Source organism: Parviterribacter multiflagellatus (genome assembly GCF_056863265.1).
The window spans coordinates 453,567-467,559 of the sequence record NZ_JBXPIZ010000002.1 but is presented as its reverse complement, the minus strand read 5'-3'; the positions used below and the strand labels follow the sequence as shown (position 1 = coordinate 467,559).

The 13,993-nt window shown below is 73.7% G+C and carries 17 protein-coding genes; 15 read left to right on the top strand and 2 right to left on the bottom strand.

What is annotated here, in order from left to right; all coding sequences use genetic code 11:
* Positions 1-4: 4 nt before the first annotated feature.
* Positions 5-286, top strand: coding sequence for a hypothetical protein (locus AC1UE5_RS05765; RefSeq protein WP_482921126.1), 282 nt, complete (start codon positions 5-7; stop codon positions 284-286).
* A gap of 114 nt (positions 287-400) precedes the next feature.
* Here AC1UE5_RS05765 and AC1UE5_RS05760 read toward each other — a convergent pair whose 3' ends face one another.
* Positions 401-1,342, bottom strand: a complete 942-nt coding sequence (locus tag AC1UE5_RS05760) for an SDR family NAD(P)-dependent oxidoreductase (RefSeq protein WP_482921125.1) — start codon at positions 1,340-1,342, stop codon at positions 401-403.
* Positions 1,339-1,557, bottom strand: coding sequence for a hypothetical protein (locus AC1UE5_RS05755; RefSeq protein ID WP_482921124.1), 219 nt, complete (start codon positions 1,555-1,557; stop codon positions 1,339-1,341). The genes AC1UE5_RS05760 and AC1UE5_RS05755 overlap by 4 nt, the downstream gene beginning before the upstream one ends.
* Positions 1,558-1,628: 71 nt before the next feature.
* On the opposite strand from AC1UE5_RS05755, the gene AC1UE5_RS05750 reads away from it, so the two are divergent.
* The 14 genes from AC1UE5_RS05750 to AC1UE5_RS05685 all read left to right on the top strand — a co-directional run bounded on the left by AC1UE5_RS05750 (position 1,629) and on the right by AC1UE5_RS05685 (position 13,985).
* On the top strand, positions 1,629-2,276 hold the full coding sequence (locus AC1UE5_RS05750) for a TetR/AcrR family transcriptional regulator (protein WP_482921123.1): 648 nt from the start codon (positions 1,629-1,631) through the stop codon (positions 2,274-2,276).
* Positions 2,277-2,327: 51 nt separating this feature from the next.
* The gene (locus AC1UE5_RS05745; protein ID WP_482921122.1) at positions 2,328-2,972 is read left to right on the top strand and encodes an RNA polymerase sigma factor; all 645 of its coding nucleotides are present in this window, start codon (positions 2,328-2,330) and stop codon (positions 2,970-2,972) included.
* Complete coding sequence (locus AC1UE5_RS05740) at positions 2,887-3,477, top strand: hypothetical protein (protein WP_482921121.1); 591 nt, start codon at positions 2,887-2,889, stop codon at positions 3,475-3,477. The genes AC1UE5_RS05745 and AC1UE5_RS05740 overlap by 86 nt, the downstream gene beginning before the upstream one ends.
* A gap of 21 nt (positions 3,478-3,498) precedes the next feature.
* On the top strand, positions 3,499-4,446 hold the full coding sequence (locus tag AC1UE5_RS05735; RefSeq protein WP_482921120.1) for a hypothetical protein: 948 nt from the start codon (positions 3,499-3,501) through the stop codon (positions 4,444-4,446).
* A 19-nt stretch (positions 4,447-4,465) separates the two neighbouring features.
* Complete coding sequence (locus tag AC1UE5_RS05730; protein WP_482921119.1) at positions 4,466-5,140, top strand: hypothetical protein; 675 nt, start codon at positions 4,466-4,468, stop codon at positions 5,138-5,140.
* 40 nt (positions 5,141-5,180) lie between these two features.
* Positions 5,181-7,754, top strand: a complete 2,574-nt coding sequence (locus tag AC1UE5_RS05725; RefSeq protein WP_482921118.1) for a valine--tRNA ligase — start codon at positions 5,181-5,183, stop codon at positions 7,752-7,754.
* Complete coding sequence (locus AC1UE5_RS05720) at positions 7,751-9,001, top strand: bifunctional folylpolyglutamate synthase/dihydrofolate synthase (RefSeq protein WP_482921117.1); 1,251 nt, start codon at positions 7,751-7,753, stop codon at positions 8,999-9,001. The genes AC1UE5_RS05725 and AC1UE5_RS05720 overlap by 4 nt, the downstream gene beginning before the upstream one ends.
* 158 nt (positions 9,002-9,159) lie before the next feature.
* Positions 9,160-9,684, top strand: coding sequence for a zinc ribbon domain-containing protein (locus tag AC1UE5_RS05715; RefSeq protein ID WP_482921116.1), 525 nt, complete (start codon positions 9,160-9,162; stop codon positions 9,682-9,684).
* Between the two features lie 128 nt (positions 9,685-9,812).
* Complete coding sequence (locus tag AC1UE5_RS05710) at positions 9,813-10,301, top strand: RNA polymerase sigma factor (RefSeq protein WP_482921115.1); 489 nt, start codon at positions 9,813-9,815, stop codon at positions 10,299-10,301.
* Positions 10,294-11,304 (top strand): WD40 repeat domain-containing protein, encoded by a 1,011-nt coding sequence (locus AC1UE5_RS05705; RefSeq protein WP_482921114.1) that lies wholly within the window; start codon positions 10,294-10,296, stop codon positions 11,302-11,304. Before AC1UE5_RS05710 ends, AC1UE5_RS05705 begins: the two co-directional genes overlap by 8 nt.
* Positions 11,305-11,392: 88 nt before the next feature.
* Complete coding sequence (locus AC1UE5_RS05700) at positions 11,393-11,857, top strand: hypothetical protein (protein WP_482921113.1); 465 nt, start codon at positions 11,393-11,395, stop codon at positions 11,855-11,857.
* Between the two features lie 32 nt (positions 11,858-11,889).
* Positions 11,890-12,297, top strand: a complete 408-nt coding sequence (gene ndk, locus AC1UE5_RS05695) for a nucleoside-diphosphate kinase (protein WP_482921112.1) — start codon at positions 11,890-11,892, stop codon at positions 12,295-12,297.
* Positions 12,298-12,329: 32 nt separating this feature from the next.
* Positions 12,330-12,848 (top strand): Maf family protein, encoded by a 519-nt coding sequence (locus AC1UE5_RS05690; RefSeq protein ID WP_482921498.1) that lies wholly within the window; start codon positions 12,330-12,332, stop codon positions 12,846-12,848.
* Positions 12,849-12,929: 81 nt separating this feature from the next.
* Positions 12,930-13,985, top strand: a complete 1,056-nt coding sequence (locus tag AC1UE5_RS05685) for a rod shape-determining protein (RefSeq protein WP_482921111.1) — start codon at positions 12,930-12,932, stop codon at positions 13,983-13,985.
* Positions 13,986-13,993: the final 8 nt, after the last annotated feature.

Sequence of the window (13,993 nt, the reverse complement as noted above, 5' to 3'; positions counted from 1 at the left end):
CCGCGTGGCCGCCCCCTCGACCGTCAAGGCCATCCCGTGGCGCCTCGTCCTCGAGGTCGCCACGCTCGTCGTCACCCGCTTCCGCGAGGACCTGCCGCCGGCTGACCGCCGGCGTCTGACGGCGCTCGTGAAGAAGTCCCACGGCGACCCGCGGAAGTTGACGAAGAACGAGCGCAAGCAGCTCCTGACGCTGCTGCGCTCCGTCGACGCCGTGCGCCTCGGCCGCGACGTCTCCGCGATCGTCGGCGCGAACAAGCTGCGCCGCCGCATCGGCCGCTCCCACTAGCGCCGCGGCGGCTTGCGCCCGGCCTCGACCTCCCGTGAGGTCGAGGCCGGTCGTTGCCCTTCTGCCGCCCGGTCCGCGCGCGTCCCTTCGACCGCGCGGGCGGGCGGGCAGCTTCTAGCCGACGAGGCGCTCGGAGAGCTCCCACAGCCGGTCGGCGTTCGCGCGATCCAGCGCGTAGGGCGCGACGCCGTAGGCGCGGCCCTCGGGGCGCGCGTCCACGCGCGGCGCCTCCTGGCAGTCCTCGAAGTAGTGGCCCGTGACGCCGTCCACGAGGGGCGAGGCGGCGAGCAGCACCGACGTCGCGGCGCCCTGCTCGGGCGTCTTGAGCTGCATCCCGCTCGACTTCCAGCCGTCGATGACCTCCTCCGGCACGTAGCGCTGGAGGTTCGTGAGGATGCCGCCCGGCATCAGCGCGTTGGCGACGATGCCGTCGGCCGCCCACCGCTCCGCCGCGGCGACGGCGAAGAGGACGTTCGCGGTCTTCGACTGGCCGTAGGCGAGCCACGGGTCGTACGGGCGGAAGCTGAAGTGCGGGTCGTCGAAGATCACCGGCGAGCGCAGGTGCGCGGTGCTGCTCACCGACACGACGCGCGCGCCCTCGGCCTGCGCGAGCGACCGGTGCAGCGCCCGCGCGAGCGCGAAGTGGCCGACGTGGTTGGTGGCGAACTGCAGCTCCCAGCCGTTCGGCGTGCGCGTGCGCTCGGGGATCGCCATCACGCCTGCGTTGTTGACGAGCATGTGCAGCGGGCCGTCCCACTGCGCCGCGAACGACGCGACGGAGCTGAGGTCGGCGAGGTCGAGGCGCCCGACGTGGACGGGGCGACCCTCGGCGGACGCGGCGAGCTCCTCCGCCACGCGCGTGCCCGCGTCCGTGTCGCGGACGGCGAGCGTGACGTCGGCGCCGGCCTGCGCCAGCGCGCGGGCGGTCTCGACGCCGATGCCCGACGCGCCGCCGGTGACGATCGCGCGCTTGCCGCTCAGGTCGACGCCCGCGACGACCTCGGCGGCGGTCGTCTCGGCGTTGAACGGGATTGCGGGGGCGGGGGAGGTGGTCATGCGAGGGCCTCCTGGGTGTGGTGGTGGCTGCGCCGCGGCGGGCGGGCCGGCCGTGGGCGGTGGCTGCGGACCGCGCCGCGCGCGGGGCGCGGCGCGGGGCTGGGCGCGGGGATCGGCGTGGGCTCCGTGGTCGCGGCGGCGGCGGACGGGCCGCGCCAGGCCACGACGGGACCGGAGCCGGCGACCGGGCGCGTGAGGTACCAGCTGCTCGTCATGCGGTCGCTCCTTCAGAGAGGGTGGAAGATCTGTTTCGTACCTCCGCCCTCGCAAGCTCGGGCTTCGGTCGATGTCACAAATGGAGGTATCCTCCATTTCGTACCGACACAGTAGCACGGATTCGGAGGGGTCCTCCATTTCTGCTCCCGAGAAGCCGCTTCGCGCCGACGCGAAGCGCAACAGAGACAAGCTCCTCACTGCCGCCGGCGAGCTCTTCGCCGCGAAGGGCCCTGAGGTGTCGCTGGAGGCCGTCGCACGCGCGGCGGGCACCGGCATCGGCACGCTCTACCGCCACTTCCCCACGCGCGAGGACCTGATCGAGGCCGTCTACCGCAGCGAGGTCGACGGGCTGGCGTCTGCCGCCGACGAGCTGCTGGCCGAGCACGCGCCGGACGTGGCGCTCGAGCGGTGGATGGACCGCTACCTCGCGTACGCGGCCACCAAGCGCGGGATGGGGGAGGCGCTGCGGTCGATCGCGGCGACGTCGCCCGACCTGTTCGGCGGCACGAAGCCGCGGATGCTCGACGCGCTCGACCGCATCCTCACCGCGGGAGTCGAGGCCGGCGTGCTGCGCCCCGACGTCGAGGCCGGCGACGTGCTGCGCGCGATGAACGCGGTGTGGATGCTCCCGCCCGACACGCCGCCCGAGCAGCTGCAGACGATCTTCCGCCTCGTGCGCGACGGGCTGAAGTACGGCGCCGGGCGCGCTGGCGCGTAGACCGCCCGGTCATCCTCCAACCCCGGCTCGGGGGCCGCGTTCCTTCCGGATGTGGAGCCCTTCGAGACCGTGCTCGCGGCCGCCCGGAAGGGGGAGGACTGGGCATGGGAGCGCATCTACCGCGATCTCGCGCCGCGCGTGGCGGGGTACCTGCGCGGTCATGGCGCGGCCGATCCGGAGGACCTCGCAGGGGAGGTCCTGCTCCAGGTCGTGCGCGGGCTCGAGAGGTTCCACGGTGATGAGCACCGCTTCCGCGCGTGGGTGTTCACGATCGCGCACCGGCGCCTCGTGGACGACGTGCGGCGGCGTGCCCGGCGGCCCGTCGTGGACGTGGAGGACGGCGTGCTTGCGGCGATCGCGGGGACCGGAGGGGACGTCCACGACGACGCCGAGGCCTCGCTCGACCAGCAGCGGGTGGTCGCGGCGATGGCCGACCTGGCGCCCGATCAGCGGGCGGTGCTGCTGCTGCGGATCATCGGCGACCTGACGGTCGAGGAGATCGCGCACGCGCTGGGCAAGCGGCCGGGGGCGGTGAAGGCGCTCCAGAGACGGGCGCTTCGCCGCTTGGAGAAGGCGTACCCCTTTCCGGTCCGTCAGCGATTCAAGAGGCATGAAGACCAAGAAGACGATCGTCGCGGCCACGGTGGCCGCGCTCGCCGTGCCGGGCACGGCGCTGGCCACGGGTCCCGGCCATGACAAGCACGACGGCGACCGGGGCGGGAGCGCCGAGAGCCGCGGGCACGATCACGGCAAGCACCGCGGTCACGACAAGGAGCGCGGCGACAAGGGCGACCGCGGCTGGCGCGGTGAGCACTGGTTCAAGCACGGGCGCAAGGCGTTCGTGGTCAGCGGCACGGACGCGAGCGGCCTGACCGTCACCGACGGCAAGCTCGCCGGCGCGATCACCCTCGATCCGCAGATGGTCAGCCGTGGCGCGGCCAAGCTGCTGAACCTGACGAAGGAGCAGGTCCGCGGCGAGGACACGATCTCGTTCGGCGTCGCGGGCGACGCGGTCGAGGTCAAGTACAAGGGCCTCACGGCGACCGACGCGCTGCAGCCGACCGACCGCGTCACGGTGTTCGGCAAGGTGCGCGACGGCGTGCTCGACCTCAAGCACATCAAGGTCTGGCGCGCGACGACGACCACCCCGGCGCCGACGCCGGAGCCCGCGCCGCAGCCGGCCCCGACGCCCGCGCCGTAGCAGCGGCGACTCCCGAGGTCCGTGGCCGCGACCGAGACACCTGACGTCGACCCCGTCCTGCGGGACGCGGTGCTCCGGGCGTACGTCCGCCCGGTCGACGACGCGGTCGCGGCCCGTCACCTCGCCGCCCTCACGGCGGCGGCGAGGACGGCCCACCAGGCCAGCCCCCCGGACCGGTGGACCCGACCGCGGCGCACGCACGTGTGGCGTTCTGCGTGCGCCGCGGTCGTCGCCGTCCTCGCGCTGCCGGCGGGCCTCGCCGCGGCGGGCGTGCACCTGCCCGCCGCGGTCGACGCGCCGTACCGCGCGGTGGGGATCGACCTCCCGCACCAGCGGACCGCGCCGCCCGCCGCACGGCAGGAGCCCGCGGACGCGCGCTCCACGACGACCTCCCCCCAGCCCACCCCGGCGGACGCCCGCGCCCCCGGCGCCCGCTCGCCTGCCACCGCCACATCCGATGCTCCGGCGGCGTCCCCGCCGCGGCGCGAGTCGGACCCCACGCCGACGCGCCGCGGGAAGCCCGGTGGGGAGAGGAGGGCTCCCCGCCGGGCCGCCGCCACCCCGGCCACCCCGGCCACGCCCGCGTCCCCGTCCCCGGGGACGGGTCCCGCCACGCCTGCGACCCCCGCGACCCCGGCCACGCCCCCGGCGCGTGGGGAGCGGCGCGGCGACGAGGGCCGCGGTGCCCGCGGCGAGGCGCGCGGTCGCTCCGGCGACGGCGGCGGTGAGAAGCGCGGTGGCGGAACGCGCCGGTCGCGCCGGGGCGACGCCCCCGCCCCGCAGCGACCCCGCGGCGGCCGCGGCCGCGACCACCGCCGCGCGGAGGGCCACGACCGCTCCGGCGACCGCGGCAACCGGGGCGGCGGCGCCCCACGTGACGACGTTGGCGCGCCCGCCGTGGACGAGCGTCCGAACCCCGCCCCCGAGACGTCCAATGGGCGCATCGACGGGGTCAAGACCGACCACTGACCGTCCGTCAGTGGGGGGTGTGATCCGCACGACCTCCCTGCTCGCCGCCGCCGCGCTCGTCACGCTCCCGGCGGTCGCGCACGCCGACAAGCCCGCGAACCCCGGCCAGCACGGCCGCGACAACGCCGCCGCCAAGCAGCAGGCCGCCGTCGAGCGCGTGGCCCAGGCCGGCGCGCCGACCACCTCCGCGCAGGACGCCGAGACGACCACGCCGGAGACCGAGCCCACGGGCTCCGAGCCCACGACCGAACCGACCGCTCCCGCCAAGCCGGTCAAGCCCGCCAAGGTCAAGCGCGGCAAGGCGTTCGGCCTCGGCAAGGGCCGCTCGGTCGCGTTCACCCTCCACGGCGTCGGCCTCACCGCGCTCCCCGTCGCCGACGGCGCGCTCACCGGCCCGCTCACGCTCGACCCGACCGCGGCCAACAAGCACGCGCGCACCCTGCTCGGGCTCACCTCGGCCCAGGTCGAGGAGGAGGGCGTCACCGCGTCCTTCGGCGCCGAGGGCGACGAGGTCGCCGTCCGCCACGTCGGCCTCACCGCGGACGACGCGCTCCTGCCGACCGACGAGGTCCACGTCGCCGGCCGCGTGCGCCGCGCGCCGAAGAGCGACGCCGTGACGCTCGACGTCACCCGCATCACCGTCGTCCGCCCCGACGTGGAGGACGACACCGAGACCGAGCCCGACCAGGCCTGAGGCCGTCCGCCATCTGCCCGGGCCTAGACTCCCCGGGCACATGGCCGGACTCGAGGAACGCACCCGCTACGAGCCGTCGGAGGTCGAGCCGCGCATCAGCCGGCGCTGGCTCGACTCCGGGATCAACCACCCGGAGCCCGAAGGCACCCCCGACGAGAACTACTCCATCGCCGTGCCGCCGCCCAACGTCACGGGCGTGCTGCACATGGGGCACGCGCTCAACGGGTCGATCCAGGACGCGCTCATCCGCTGGCACCGCATGCACGGCAAGCGGGCAAAGTGGATCCTCGGCACCGACCACGCGGGCATCGCGACGCAGAAGCAGGTCGAGGCCAAGCTCGCGCGCGAGGGCAAGACCCGCACCGAGCTGGGGCGCGCGGCGTTCACCGACGAGGTCTGGAAGTGGCGCGAGGAGTACGGCGGCACGATCATCGGCCAGTTCCAGCGGCTCGGCGCGTCGCTCGACTACGAGGACGAGCGGTTCACCCTCGACGAGGGCTACGTCCAGGCCGTCCTGAAGGTCTTCGTCGACCTGTACGAGCAGGGCCTGATCTACCGCGACCACTACATGGTCAACTGGGATCCGGGCCTCGGCACCGCGGTCAGCGACCTCGAGGTGGAGGAGCGCGAGGAGACCGACACGCTCTACTCGATCCGCTACTCCGACGAGCTCGTCGTCGCGACCGTGCGGCCCGAGACGCTCCTCGGCGACACCGCCGTCGCGGTCCACCCCGACGACGAGCGCTACAAGCACCTCGTCGGTACGACCGTGACGCTGCCGCTCGTAGGCCGCGAGCTGCCGGTGATCGCGGACGAGTACGTCAAGACCGACTTCGGCACCGGCTGCCTGAAGATCACCCCGGGCCACGACCCGAACGACTTCGAGATCGGCCGCAAGCACGGCCTCCCGTCCGTCAGCGTCGTCGGCGAGGACGGCCGGATGACCGCGGAGGCAGGCGAGTTCGCGGGCCTCACCGCGCTCGAGGCGCGGGAGAAGGTCGTCGAGGCGCTCGGCGACAAGGTCGTCGCGCAGGAGCCGTACACGCACAACGTCCCGTACTCGCAGCGCTCGGGCGAGCGGATCGAGCCGCTCATCTCGCTGCAGTGGTTCATGAAGATGGACGAGCTCGCCAAGCCCGCCATCGACGCCGTGACCGAGGGCCGCATCAAGATCCACCCGCCCACGCAGCAGCGCCGGTACGTCGAGTGGCTGGAGAACATCCGCCCGTGGTGCATCTCCCGCCAGCTGTGGTGGGGGCACCAGATCCCGGTCTGGTACCGCGGGGAGGACGAGGTCCACGTCGGCACCACGGCACCCGAGGGCGACGGGTGGGAGCGCGATCCCGACGTGCTCGACACGTGGTTCTCCTCCGGCCTGTGGCCGTTCGCCACGCTCGGCTGGCCCGAGGAGACGGCGGCGCTCAAGGCGTTCTACCCGACCGACGTCCTCTCGACGGCGCGCGACATCCTCTTCCTGTGGGTCGCGCGGATGGTGATGCTGGGCCTCCGGTTCCCCGGCGACATCCCGTTCAAGGACGTCTACATCCACTCGGTCATCCAGGCGCCCGACGGCCGGCGGATGTCGAAGTCGCTCGGCACCGGCATCGACCCGATCGCGCTCATCGAGGGCGGCGAGCGCCCGCCCGTCTTCACGCAAGGCGGCGAGTTCCCCGCGTACGGCGCGGACGCCGTGCGGTTCGGCCTGCTCGCGATGTCCTCGACGCAGGACGTGCGGTTCAGCGAGGAGAAGGTCGCGCAGGGCGCCCAGCTCGCGAACAAGCTGTTCAACGCCTCGCGGCTGATCCTCCTCAACGCGCCCGGCACGGTGGAGCCCGCGGTGCGGCCGGCGACGGTCGAGGACCGCTGGATCCTCTCGCGGCTGCAGCAGGCCAAGGCCGACGCTGCCGAGCGCATCGCGGCGTTCGACTTCTCCAAGCTCGCGCTCGGGCTCTACGACTTCGTGTTCGGCGAGCTGTGCGACTGGTACCTCGAGCTCGTCAAGCCACGCCTGTACGACGGCGACGAGGACGCGCAGGCGACCGTGCTCCACGTGCTGCGCGAGACGCTCGCGCTCGCGCACCCGGTGATCCCGTTCGTCACCGAGGAGATCTGGTCGCTGCGGTGGGACTCCCAGGGCATGCTCGCCTCCGCGCAGATGCCGGGCGTCGACGACGCGCTGCGCGACCCGGCGGCGGAGACGCAGGTCGCGACCGCCATCGAGGCGATCCGCGTGCTGCGCAACTGGCGCGAGTCGATCGACTGCAAGCCGAAGGTGATCGTCCGCGCGTCGCTCGCGGGCGACGCGTACGGCGAGGCGGCGCCGCTGATCGCGCGGATGGCGCGGTTCGAGTGGGCCGACGCGAACGGCGACCAGCCCGGCGCGACGGTGCCGATCCCCGGCGGCGGCGTCGTGAACGTCCTGCCGACCGACGGCGTCGACCTCGGCGCGGCCGAGCGCAAGCGCGACGCCGAGCGCAAGCGCCTGGAGGCGGAGATCAAGCGCGCGGAGGGCAAGCTCTCCAACGAGAAGTTCGTCGCCAAGGCGCCGCCGGCGCTGGTGGAGGAGGAGCGCGCGAAGCTCGAGCGGCTGAAGGGGGAGCTCGAGGCGCTGTGACCTCCCCGCAGGTCAAGACGTCGGACGAGGCGGAGCGGTGGCTGCTCCAGCGCGAGCTGTTCGGCATGCGGTTCGGGCTGGACCGCATGCGCCGGTTGCTCACCGCGCTGGACTCGCCGCAGGACGCGTTCCGCTCGATCCACGTCGTCGGCACCAACGGGAAGTCGTCGACGGTCCGGATGACCGCGTCGATCATCCAGCACCACGGGCACCGCGTCGGCGCGTACCTGTCGCCGCACCTGGTCTCGTTCCGCGAGCGCATCCGGATCGACGACGAGGACCTGTCGGAGACCGCGTTCGCGCGCGCCGTGGACGACGTCGCGCGCGCGGCGGTGAAGGTCGACAAGGGCCTGGAGGACGGCGACCGCGTCACGCAGTTCGAGGCGCTGACCGCCGCGGCGTACCTGGAGTTCGCGCGGCGGGGCGTCGAGATCGCGGTCGTCGAGGCCGGCCTGGGCGGGCGCTGGGACGCCACCAACGTGATCCCGTCCGAGGTGCAGGTGCTGACCAACGTCGGGCTCGAGCACACGCGCTGGCTCGGGCCGACGATCCGCGACATCGCGCGCGAGAAGCTCGCGGTGGTGCGGGAGGGCGGCACGCTCGTGCTCGGCGCCGACCTCCACATCGACGCGCAGGAGCTGGCGGCCGAGACGCCCGCACGGCGGGTGGTCGTCGCGCCGCCGATGTGCGAGTCGTCGCTGGAGCTCGCGGCGCTGGGCTCCTTCCAGCGGCGCAACTTCGCGGTCGCGTGGGAGGCGGCGGAGGCGCTGCTGGGGTCGCTCGATCCCGTCGCCGTCCGCGAGGCCGCGGCCGAGGTCAAGGTGCCCGGCCGCTTCCAGGTGATCGACCGCGATCCGCTGACGATCGTCGACGGCGCGCACAACGCGGCCGGGATGCACGCGCTGGCGGAGGCGCTCGCGGACCATCGCGAGCCGTTCGTCGCGGTCGTGTCCGTCCTGGACGACAAGGATGCTGCCGCCATGCTGAGCGAGCTCCTGCCGCTGTGCGACGAGGTGATCTGCACGACGAACGCGAACCCGCGCGCGCTGCCGCCGGCGACGCTGGCGTCGCTGACCGAGCAGCTCGGCGGCCCGCCGTCGCGGCTGGAGCGCGACCCGCATCGCGCGGTGGCGCTGGCCCGCGACCTGGCCGGGCCGGACGGCGCGGTGCTCGCGACCGGCTCGATCTACCTCGTCGCGGACCTGCTGCGCCCCCTCGACCACTCCGGACCCACCTCGCGCCTGTGAACGAAGACGGACCCTCGGTCCTCGCCATGATGCTGGCCGTCGCGTTGATCGTCGCGCTGACGATCCTGATCTTCTTCGGGCTGGGCTACCTGCTCGGCCGGATGTTCCTGTGACGGTTGGTGCAGGTTCCGACGGGGCCTCCGGCTAACCTCTCCGCGATGCTCGCCGTCTTCGGGATCGAGTCCAGCGGTCTGAACCTGGCCGTCAACCTGCTGATCCTCTTCCTCGCCGTGCTGTACCTCGCGCTCGTCTACTGGACGTTCGCCGACGCGCGGCGGCGCATCGCGGATCCGATGCTGATCGGCTGCGCGACGTTGGCGGCGCTGCTCTTCCCGTTCGTGGGCGCGGTCGTCTACATGATCGTGCGCCCGCCGGAGTACCTCGAGGACATCCGCGAGCGCGAGCTCGAGATCCAGGCCGCCGAGGCCCGGATGGCGGCGCTCGACTACCAGCTCTGCCCGCACTGCGACTTCGAGGTCAAGTCCGACTTCCTGCGCTGCCCCAACTGCATGCGCAAGCTGAAGGACCCGTGCACCAACTGCGCGAAGCCGCTCGACCCCTCGTGGAAGATCTGCCCGTACTGCGAGGCCGAGATCCCGGGCGTCACCCCGGCTCCCCGCCGCTCCCGCCGCCGCCGTCAGGTGGAAGAGGAGACGGCCGCGTTCGAACCGTTCTCGGAGTAGTCCGGGACCTCTGAGGCCCCGCCGCGCGTAGGGTGCGCGGTGGAGGTCTCGACATCGACGCGTACGCGGTGACCCGGGGCCGGCCGGCGGCCGGCGCGCGGCTGCGGCCGCGGTCGGAGGCTGCGCTGGTGAAGGCCGCGCAGCGGGGGTCCGCGGAGGCACTAGAGGAGCTGTTCGCGCGGCACTGGCCGGGGCTGCACCGGTCGGCGTGGCTCGTGGTGCACGACGCGCAGGCGGCGGAGGACATCGCGCAGGAGGCGTTCCTCGCCGCGATCCACGCGCTGGACCGGTTCGACCGGCGGCGGCCGCTCGGGCCGTGGCTGCACCGCATCGCGACGAACCGCGCGATCGACCACGTCCGCGCGCGGGCGCTGCGGGCGGAGGTCGCGGTGGGAGCGGAGGCCGCCGCGCGCGACCGGCCGGAGGGGATCTCGGACGGGGTGATGGCCGCGCTCGCCAGCCTCACGCCCGAGCACCGCGCGGTCGTCGCGCTCCGCTACGTCCTGGAGTACACGCCGGGCGAGATCGCGCAGCTCCTCGTGCTCCCGCGCGGCACGGTCAACTCGCGTCTGCGCCGGGCGCTCGACGCGCTGGAGAAGGTGATCGGCGATGCGTGAGGACGAGCTGCGCGCGGCGCTCCGCGAGCTCGACCCGCCCGACGCCGAGCACGCGCGCCGCCGGGCGTGGCAGGTCTCCGCGGACGCGTTCGCCGCCCGGGAGCCACGGCGTGCGCGGCGCCGGTGGCCCGCGGCGGCAGCCGGGCTCGTCGCGGCGCTCGCGCTCGTCGTCACGCCCGCGGGCGGAGCGCTGGCCGACCTCGCCCGCGACGTCGTCGGCAACCCGCCGGCCACCGAGGAGCCGGTGCCGGAGGTCACGCGGCCCGAGCGTCTCCCCAGCGGCGTCCTGCGCCCCGGCGCCGGGCCGCTGCGCGGGTGGGAGGGCGGCACGTGGTCGCCGCGCCACCGGTTCGTCGCGGCGTGGAAGGGGCGCACGCTCGCCGCCGTCGCCCGTGACGGGCGCGTCGCGTGGCGCTTCGCGGCACCGGCGCACGTCCGCGGCGCGAGCTGGTCCCCCGAGGGCTTCCACGTCGCGTACCTCGCCGGCGGTCAGGTCCGTGTCGTTGCCGGCAACGGCCGCCGGGACCGGGCCGTGGACGTCGACGCCGCGCCGGTCGTCCCCGCGTTCCGGCCGGGGGAGCGGCGGACGCTCGCCTCGGTCCGCACCGACGGCCGTGTCGAGCTGCGCGACGTGTTCACCGGCGCGCGCACCGTCTCCGCCGGCCCCGTCGCGCGCGGCGCGCGGGAGCTCGCCTGGACCCGCGGCGGCGGCACGCTCGCGATCCGCACGAAGACCGCGGTCCGGCTCTACACGCCGGGCCGCGCCCTGACCACGCACCGCTTCGACGGCCGTCCGCGCGCGCTGACCGGCGGGCACACGATCACCGTCCTCGTCCGCGACGCGCGCCGCGGCACCAGCGAGGTCGTCGCGCTCCGCCCGCGCCGCTCGCTCCTGCGCGTCCGCGCGCACATCGCCGACATCGCGGCCACGCCGGACGGCCGCAGCGTCGTCGCCCTCTGGCCCGCCGCGCGCCAGTGGCTGGCCGTTGACACAACGCGGTGAACCGCAACCCGGCACACCTTCGACTCGGTATGCGAGTCGAAACCGTGCCGCGCGGGACCTCACGGGGTGGGCGGGGCGTAGGAGGGACATGCGCACGCTCCTGGTCTCCGCCACCGTCGTCGTCGTCGCCGCCGGCGCCGCGTCGCTCGCCTTCGCGAGCGGCGGCGCGCCGCCCTCGGACCAGACCGCCCCCGCGGCCAACACCGTCGTCGCCGTCGGCTCCGCCACGGCCGACGTCGACCGCCCGGCCCGGCTCACCAACGCCCGCATCGCGACCGCGGTGCGGCAGGCGCGGGCGGAGGCGGTCCCCGGTGCCGTCGCCGCCGCCCGCGCCGACGCGGTGCGCATGGCGCACGCGGCAGGGCTGACGCTGGGGCGCACCGTCGGGGTCGGCCACTACGACCCGCCGTACTACGGCCTCGACATCGGCCGCTTCGGGGCTGACCGCTGGTGCGGCCGGGCGAGCATGCGCCGCGGGCAGCCGTCGCGCTGGCGGTGCTTCCCACCCGCGCGGCAGACGGCGTGGGTGAAGATCACGGTCGAGGCACGCTGACGCGAGCCCGCATCTTCTAGGGTGCGCGGTCTATGTCACGCACCCTCATCCTGGTCAAGCCGGACGCGTTCGCCCGCAACCTGACGGGCGAGATCATCGCGCGGTTCGAGCGCAAGGGCCTCACGCTGGCGGCCCTGAAGAAGCTCACCGTGACGGAGGACCTCGCCAAGCAGCACTACGCGGAGCACGCTGAGCGCCCGTTCTTCGGCGAGCTCGTCGAGTTCATCACCTCCGGCCCGATCGTCGCGATGATCCTCGAGGGCAACGACGCCGTGAAGGCCGCCCGCCAGGTCATCGGCGCCACCAACCCGCTCGAGGCCACCACCGGCTCGATCCGCGGCGACTTCGCCACCGAGGTCGGCCAGAACATGGTCCATGGCTCCGACTCCGACGAGTCGGCCGACCGCGAGGCGCGGCTGTTCTTCCCGGAGCTCCACTAGTCCTCGCGTCCAGGTCGCCCCAGCGGCGGGCGATCCTGACGCAGCTCGGCGTCCCCTTCGAGGTCGTCGTCCCCGACGTGGACGAGATCGCCGAGGGGGACCCGGTCGAGGTCGCGCGCGACAACGCGCGCCTCAAGGCCGACGCGATCGCGGCGCAGCTCGACGACGGGCGGCCGATCCTCGCCACGGACACCATCGTCCGCCTCGGCGACACGATCTACGGCAAGCCACGTGACGAAGATCACGCAGCCGGCATGCTGAGCGCCCTGAGCGGTCACCGCCACGAGGTGATCTCCGGGCTCGCCATCCGCCGGAACGGCACCACCGAGACCGTCCACGCGAGCACGTTCGTGCAGTTCCGCGACGTGCAACCGCTCCTGCAGTGGTACCTGCGCACCGGAGAATGGGCCGAAAGAGCCGGTGCCTATGCGATTCAGGGCCATGGGGCGGCGTTCGTCACCGCGATCGACGGCGATTACCTCAACGTGGTGGGGCTCCCCGTGGCCGCGCTCCTCGATCTCTGGCCGGAGGTGCTCCATCTCAGTCGGTAGACTGGCCGCCGGCGCAAGACCCCCCGTCCGTGTCCACGCACGCGGCACTTTGCAGGGGGTTCGTGCCATCTCCCCCGCATCATGGGCTTCTTCAGCTACCTGACCGGATTCGGTGGCCGCGACATGGCGGTCGACCTCGGCACCGCGAACACGCTCGTGTACGTCCGCGGCCGCGGCATCGTGCTCTCCGAGCCGTCCGTCGTCGCGATCGACTCGCGCAGCGGCGAGGTCCACGCCGTCGGCATCGAGGCCAAGCGCATGCTCGGCCGCACGCCCGGGACCATCCAGGCGATCCGCCCGCTCAAGGACGGCGTCATCGCCGACTTCGACGTGACGGAGGAGATGCTCCGCCACTTCATCCAGAAGGTCCACCAGAACCGCTGGGCGCACCCGCGCGTCGTGGTCTGCGTGCCGTCCGGCGTCACGGGCGTCGAGAAGCGCGCGGTGGAGGAGGCGTGCCTCAGCGCCGGCGCGCGCCAGGCGTACCTCATCGAGGAGCCGATGGCCGCCGCGATCGGCGCCGGGCTCCCGGTCGGCGAGCCGACCGGCTCGATGGTCGTCGACATCGGCGGCGGCACGAGCGAGGTCGCCGTGATCTCGCTCGGCGGCATCGTCGTCAGCCAGTCGATCCGCGTCGGCGGCGACGAGCTCGACGAGGCGATCATCAACTACGCCAAGCGCGAGTACAAGCTGCTCATCGGCCAGCAGACGGCCGAGGAAGTGAAGCTCGAGATCGGCTCCGCCTACCCTATGGAGGAGGAGGTGCAGGCCGAGATCCGCGGACGCGACATGGTGTCCGGGCTCCCCAAGACCGTGGTCCTCACCAGCGAGGAGATCCGCGAGGCGCTCGAAGAGCCGGTCTCGCAGATCGTAAACGCGGTCAAGGAGACCCTGGACCGGACGCCGCCGGAGCTGGCGTCCGACATCATGGATCGCGGCATCATGTTGGCGGGCGGTGGCTCGCTCCTGCAGGGCCTCGACGAGAGGCTCCGGGAGGAGACCCAGATGCCCGCGCACCTCGCCGAGTCGCCGCTCACCTGCGTTGCGGTGGGCAGCGGCCGGTCGCTCGAGGAGTTCGAGGTCATCCACAGGACGAACAAGAACTCCACGCGCAACCGTCGCAAGAGCAGGTTCTAGAACTTTGG

What these genes read in the sequence shown, in the direction of transcription:
- ndk (WP_482921112.1), top strand. Translation starts at nt 11,890, where the DNA reads ATGTCACGCACCCTCATCCTGGTCAAGCCGGACGCGTTCGCCCGCAAC.
- AC1UE5_RS05740 (WP_482921121.1), top strand. Translation starts at nt 2,887, where the DNA reads ATGAAGACCAAGAAGACGATCGTCGCGGCCACGGTGGCCGCGCTCGCC.
- AC1UE5_RS05725 (WP_482921118.1), top strand. Translation starts at nt 5,181, where the DNA reads ATGGCCGGACTCGAGGAACGCACCCGCTACGAGCCGTCGGAGGTCGAG.
- AC1UE5_RS05700 (WP_482921113.1), top strand. Translation starts at nt 11,393, where the DNA reads ATGCGCACGCTCCTGGTCTCCGCCACCGTCGTCGTCGTCGCCGCCGGC.
- AC1UE5_RS05715 (WP_482921116.1), top strand. Translation starts at nt 9,160, where the DNA reads ATGCTCGCCGTCTTCGGGATCGAGTCCAGCGGTCTGAACCTGGCCGTC.
- AC1UE5_RS05750 (WP_482921123.1), top strand. Translation starts at nt 1,629, where the DNA reads ATGTCACAAATGGAGGTATCCTCCATTTCGTACCGACACAGTAGCACG.
- AC1UE5_RS05760 (WP_482921125.1), bottom strand. Translation starts at nt 1,342, where the DNA reads ATGACCACCTCCCCCGCCCCCGCAATCCCGTTCAACGCCGAGACGACC.
- AC1UE5_RS05685 (WP_482921111.1), top strand. Translation starts at nt 12,930, where the DNA reads ATGGGCTTCTTCAGCTACCTGACCGGATTCGGTGGCCGCGACATGGCG.
- AC1UE5_RS05705 (WP_482921114.1), top strand. Translation starts at nt 10,294, where the DNA reads ATGCGTGAGGACGAGCTGCGCGCGGCGCTCCGCGAGCTCGACCCGCCC.
- AC1UE5_RS05755 (WP_482921124.1), bottom strand. Translation starts at nt 1,557, where the DNA reads ATGACGAGCAGCTGGTACCTCACGCGCCCGGTCGCCGGCTCCGGTCCC.